The sequence below is a fragment of the Aliarcobacter sp. genome (assembly GCF_041672065.1).
In the GTDB taxonomy this organism is placed as follows: Bacteria; Campylobacterota; Campylobacteria; order Campylobacterales; family Arcobacteraceae; genus Aliarcobacter; species Aliarcobacter skirrowii.
In genome coordinates this window covers 1-5,745 of record NZ_JBAZAH010000078.1, presented here as the reverse complement: position 1 = coordinate 5,745, position 5,745 = coordinate 1, and the positions used below count along the sequence as shown (strand labels likewise).

7 protein-coding genes are annotated in these 5,745 nt (G+C 28.4%); all 7 read left to right on the top strand.

The features are described 5' to 3' along the window. Positions 1 to 822: class I tRNA ligase family protein (locus tag WC168_RS09140; RefSeq protein ID WP_372618816.1), on the top strand; the 822-nt coding region annotated here is incomplete at its 5' end. A gap of 115 nt (positions 823 to 937) precedes the next feature. Next, entirely contained in the window at positions 938 to 1,213 is a 276-nt protein-coding gene (locus WC168_RS09135; protein WP_372618814.1) for a NifU family protein, read from the top strand. Positions 1,214 to 1,220: 7 nt separating this feature from the next. After that, complete coding sequence (locus WC168_RS09130; RefSeq protein WP_066159090.1) at positions 1,221 to 1,817, top strand: hypothetical protein; 597 nt, start codon at positions 1,221 to 1,223, stop codon at positions 1,815 to 1,817. Next, positions 1,795 to 3,090: a UDP-N-acetylmuramoyl-L-alanyl-D-glutamate--2,6-diaminopimelate ligase gene (locus WC168_RS09125; RefSeq protein ID WP_372618812.1), complete on the top strand. Its 1,296-nt coding sequence runs from the start codon at positions 1,795 to 1,797 to the stop codon at positions 3,088 to 3,090. Before WC168_RS09130 ends, WC168_RS09125 begins: the two co-directional genes overlap by 23 nt. Positions 3,091 to 3,275: 185 nt before the next feature. Then, positions 3,276 to 4,067 (top strand): 30S ribosomal protein S2, encoded by a 792-nt coding sequence (gene rpsB / locus WC168_RS09120; RefSeq protein ID WP_066350057.1) that lies wholly within the window; start codon positions 3,276 to 3,278, stop codon positions 4,065 to 4,067. Beyond that, positions 4,067 to 5,113, top strand: coding sequence for a translation elongation factor Ts (gene tsf / locus WC168_RS09115; protein WP_125296882.1), 1,047 nt, complete (start codon positions 4,067 to 4,069; stop codon positions 5,111 to 5,113). The genes rpsB and tsf overlap by 1 nt, the downstream gene beginning before the upstream one ends. A 38-nt stretch (positions 5,114 to 5,151) precedes the next feature. Further along, the coding region (locus tag WC168_RS09110; protein ID WP_372618810.1) for an ABC transporter ATP-binding protein at positions 5,152 to 5,745 on the top strand (594 nt) is incomplete at its 3' end.

Genomic DNA, 5,745 nt, shown 5'->3' with positions numbered 1-5,745 from the left:
AAAATCTCTGATAATATTTTAAAACAAAATGGTGAACTTTATAGAAAAATAAGAAATACAGCAAGATTTTTACTTGCAAATATTGATGGACTTGAAAAATTAGTTGAAGTTGAAAAATTGGGTGTTTTAGATAAGTGGATTTTAGAGAAAGCAAAAAGAGTTTTTGATGAGATAGAGTCTAGTTTTAAAATCTATGAGTTTTCAAAAGGTTTAAATAAACTAAATAACTTTTTAGTTGTTGATTTATCAGGAATTTATTTAGATGTTTGTAAAGATAGATTATATTGTGATGATAAAAATGATATTCATAGAACTGCATCTCAAACAGCTATGGCTATGATTACAAAAAAACTTATTTCAACACTAGCTTCTATTTTAACTTATACAATGGATGAGTTACTTGAGTTTGCACCAAAAATCATAAAAGGTGATGCAAAAGATATTTTTGATTTTGAAAAATATAACCTTCCAGATGTAAAATCTGAAATAAAAGATGAGTTGTTTGTAGAAGCAAAAGAGAAGTTCTCTGAAATAAAAGATGCTTTAAGTAAAGAAAAAATTATAAAATCTACTTTAGAGTTAGAGATAGTTACAGATAATAAAGAGTTTTTAGCTTTAGATGAGGTAGAATCAAGTGACTGGTTTTTGGTTAGTTGCTTATCAAATGAAACTTCAAGCAAAGAATTACTAGGAAGTTTTAAAGTTGAAGATAGTGAGTTTAAAGTTTATAAGGCAAGCAAACATAAATGTCCTAGATGTTGGAAATATACTTCAACAAAAGAAGAAACACTATGTTCTAGATGTGAAGAAGTGATTAAATAATGTTTGAAAATGAAGTTACTCTTACATTTATATTCCAAACTATAGCAGTTATATTAGCAATAACTGCTATTGGAATATTTTTTGTAAAAAAGTATGAAAAAAAAGGTAAATAAAAATGTTTCCATTTAGTGATGAGGATTTACAAGATCCTGTAAAAAATATAATAAGTAAAAAAATATCTCCTATGCTTGCACGAGATGGTGGAGCAATTGAGTTATTAGATATAAAAAATGCAAAAGTTTATATTCAGTTACAAGGTGCTTGTGTTGGATGTAGTGCAAGTGGAAGTACACTAAAATATGTAGTAGAAAAAGAGCTTAAAAGTGCAATACATCCAGATTTAAAAATAATTAATGTTCCAATAGGAAAAGAAAACTATTTAGAGGATTAATAACTACATGATAAACGAAAATAGAGTATTAAATGATGCACATTCGCTTTTTGCTCAAAGAAGATTTGAAAAAGCACTTTTTTTGTACTCTTTATTGGTAGATAATTTTCCACAAAAAGATGAGTACAAAATATATGCACTTTTTTGTGATATTGCTTTAGAAGATGCTTCAAAAGCAATAGCTTTGTTTGACTATTTTACAATATTAAAAGATGATGATTTGCAAGAAGCAATAGATTATGTAAAAGGTGTTATAAAGGCTTATGATGGAGACATTGATAAGATGATGATGCTTTTAAAAGAGCTAAATGTGACAACTGTAAATCAGCTTGATGCTATAAATTATAGTGATTTTAAAAAGTTAATTGAACAAAGAGGATCATTTAAAGTTGCTTTTGAAGATATTATGTTCTCTACAAAAGTAGCAATTGAATCAAAAGATGATTTTTATGATTTTGTTACAAAACTTATAGATAATGGTTTTAGCAATATGGCATATAACTATCTTGAGGGTTTTAATGAATATTTTATTCATGATAAAGAGATAGTAAAACTTTATAAAAGATTGGAAGAGAAGAGTAATGAAGCTAATCATAAAGAATAAAATCTTTACAGATAATACAAATGAACTAGAAAAAGATTCAATCTTTGTATTATCAAAAAATAACGAAAAATTTAAAGATATTGCTATAAATGGTGGTTTTAAGATAATAGAATCAAAAAATTTGAAAGACTATTTAGATATGAGTTCTATTAAAATAGTTGGAATTACAGGGACAAATGGAAAAACAACAACAGCTACAACAATTTATAAAATTCTTTTAAATTTGGGTTATAAAGTAGCTCTTCAAGGAACTAGAGGATTTTTTATAAATGAAAATCAAGTTGAAGATTATTCACTTACAACTCCAGTTCAAATTGGAAATTTTGTAAATATTCAAAAAGCTATAGAAAATTCATGTCAATTTTTTGTAATGGAAGTAAGCTCTCACGCAATATCTCAAAATAGAATCGAAGGTTTAGATTTTGCTTTAAAAATCCATACAAATATCACAAGAGATCATTTAGATTATCATAAAACTATAGAAGAGTATATAGATGTAAAAAACTCATTCTTAAGTGATGAGAGTACAAAATTAGTAAATATTGATGATGAAGTTTTAAAATATAACTCAAAAAATGCTTTTACTTACTCTTTAAAAAATAGAGCAAATTTTCAAGTTATAAATAAAACTATTGAAAATATAATGAGTGTTGAATTTACAAATGAAGATAAAAAATATAGTTTTAATACAAAAATGATGGGTATTTTTAATATCTATAATCTAATGGCTTCAATAGCTGCTGTTTTTATAACTACAAAAAGAGCTTTAGATGATATTTGCAAGGCAGTTGAGAATTTCCAAAGTGTTAGTGGAAGAATGGAGATAGTATCTCAAAAACCATTTATAATTGTAGATTTTGCTCACACTCCAGATGGTATGGATGAGGTTTTAAAAAGTTTTCCAAATAAAGATATAATTTGTGTTTTTGGAGCTGGTGGAAATAGAGACAGTGCTAAAAGACCTTTAATGGGCAAAGTTGCAAAAAAATATTCAAAACATATAGTTGTAACAAGTGATAATCCAAGATTTGAAGATCCAAAAAAAATAATAGAAGATATATTAGCAGGCATTGATGATAAATCAAATGTTATTGTAGAAGAGAATAGAGCAGAAGCTTTAAAAAAAGCTATATCTTTAACAGATGATAAAAGTGTAGTTTTGGTTCTTGGAAAAGGTGATGAAGCTACTCAAATAGTTGGTGATAAAAAATTTGAGTTTAGTGATAAAACAGAAATTCTAAAAATCTTAAACAAAATAAAAACAAAAAATTAAACAAATCTTAATTTTCTTTAGATATAATCGCAGTTCTATTTTTTAAATCAATTTGATTTTTAATTTAGTACCTCACATGTATCAATCCTTGCTCGGGTTGTGTTAGCTTAAAAACTAGCATTAAGGGATACAGAGGCTAAACCCTAGAAAAAAATAAAAACAGACATAATTCAAGGAGAATTAACATGGTTACAATGAAAGACCTATTAGAGTGTGGTGTACACTTCGGACACCAAACAAGAAGATGGAATCCAAAAATGAAAAAATTTATTTTTGGTGTTAGAAAAAATATCTATATTATAGATTTACAAAAAACTCTAAGATACTTTAGATATACATATAATGTTGTTAGAGATAGAGCAGCTGAAGGTCAAACGATGATTTTCGTTGGTACTAAAAAACAAGCTAGTGAAACTATTAAAAAAGCTGCTGAGTCTTGTGGAATGCCATATGTAAACCACAGATGGTTAGGTGGAATGCTTACAAACTTTGGAACAATTAAAAAATCAATTAGAAAATTAGAAATTATTAAAAAAATGAGAGAAGAGGGGCAATTAGACCTTCTAACTAAAAAAGAAGCTTTAATGCTTTCAAGAAAAGAAGAAAAATTAGAGTTATACCTTGGTGGTATCAAAGAGATGCACAAACTTCCAGATATGATGTTTGTTCTTGATGCTGTTAAAGAGAAAATTGCAATTGCTGAAGCTAGAAGATTAGGAATTACTGTTGTAGCTCCTTTAGATACAAACTGTGATCCAGATGTTGTTGATTTACCAATTCCTGGAAATGATGATGCAATCAGATCAATTCACTTATTCTGCAACGAAATGGCTGCAGCTATGAATGAAGGAAAAGCTGCTTTAGCTGAAAATGGTGCAGATGTTATTGAACCAATTTCAAAAGAAGAGCAAGATGAGGTATTAGCTGAAGCATTAGCAGAGGGTGAAAATGAGATTGCAGAAGGTGAGGAAGCATAATGGCAGCAGTTACACCACAATTAATTAAAGAGTTAAGAGAGTTAACTGGTGCTGGTATGATGGATTGTAAAAATGCTTTAAATGAGACTGGTGGAGATTTAGATAAAGCTGTTCAAGCTTTAAGAGAGGCTGGTCTTGGAAAAGCTGCTAAGAAAGCTGGAAATGTTGCTGCTGAAGGTTTAGTTGCTATTGAAATTAATAGTGACAATACAAAAGCTGTAATTTTAGAGCTTAATGCACAAACAGATTTCGTTGCAAAAAATGAAAACTTTGTAAATCTTACAAAAGAGATTACATCTCATGCTTTAAATAACGGAATTAAAGATGCACAAACTTTAAATAGCTCAACAATAAATGGGCAAGAGTTTTCAACATTTTTAGCTGAAAAAATTGCAACAATTGGTGAAAACTTAGTTGCTAGAAAATTAGAGTGTGTTGAAGGTCAAGTTGTAAATGGTTATGTTCATGTAACTGGAAGAACAGGAGTTGTTTTAGCTGCTTCTTGTGATGCTGGTGTTAAAGATAAAGCAACTGCACTTTTAAGAAACATTGCAATGCATGCATCTGCTATGAAACCAACTGTTATTTCATATAAAGATTTAGACAAAGCTTTTGTTGAATCTGAAAACAGAGCAATTAGAGCTGAGATTGAAGCTGAAAATGAAGAGTTAGTAAGATTGAAAAAACCTCTTAAAAAGATTCCAGAGTTTGTTTCTAGATCTCAATTAACTGAAGAAGCTATTGCACTAGCAAAAGCAAGATTTGAAGATGAGTTAAGAGCTGCTGGAAAACCTGAAAAAATTTGGGCAAATATTATTCCTGGACAAATTGAGAGATATATTACTGATAACACTCAATTAGATGGAAGATTTGCACTTTTATCTCAAGCTTATGTAATGAATGATAAACAAACTGTTGAGCAAGCAATTGCTGAAGTTGATCCATCAATTAAAATTACATCTTATGTTAGATTTGAACTTGGTGAAGGAATCGAGAAAAAAGAAGAAGATTTCGCAGCTGAAGTTGCAAAACAAATGGGAAAATAGTAAGTAGTTTTTAACTATTTAAAATAAAGGAGAGAGTTGTGAGTGAAAAAAAATCTAATAAAACACTCAACTCCTCTTTACTTCTAAAAGCTTCAAATATTGAACACAATTTTGATTATCCACTTTTTAAAAATATAAATTTAGATATAAAAGAGAAAGAGTCAATAGCAATTATTGGAAGTAGTGGTAGTGGAAAATCAACTCTTTTAAATATATTATCTTCACTTTTAAAACCAACATCTGGAACTGTTGTTTTTAAAAATAAAGATATATACTCTTTAAAGCAAGATAAGCTTTTAAAAATAAGAAGAGAAGATTTTGGAATAGTTTTTCAAGCACACTATTTATTTAGAGGATTTAGTGCAATTGAGAATCTTCAAATAGCAACACTATTAAGCAAAGAGAAGATTGACAATAGACTTTTAGAGCAGTTAGATATAGCTCATGTTTTAAATCAAGGTGTTGGAGAGCTTAGTGGTGGACAGCAACAAAGATTATCTATTGCTAGAATTTTAATGAAAAAACCAAATATAATATTTGCAGATGAACCAACGGGAAATTTAGATAAAAAAACTGCAAATATAGTTATGAATACACTTTTTGAATATATAAAAAATAATAATGCGGCACTT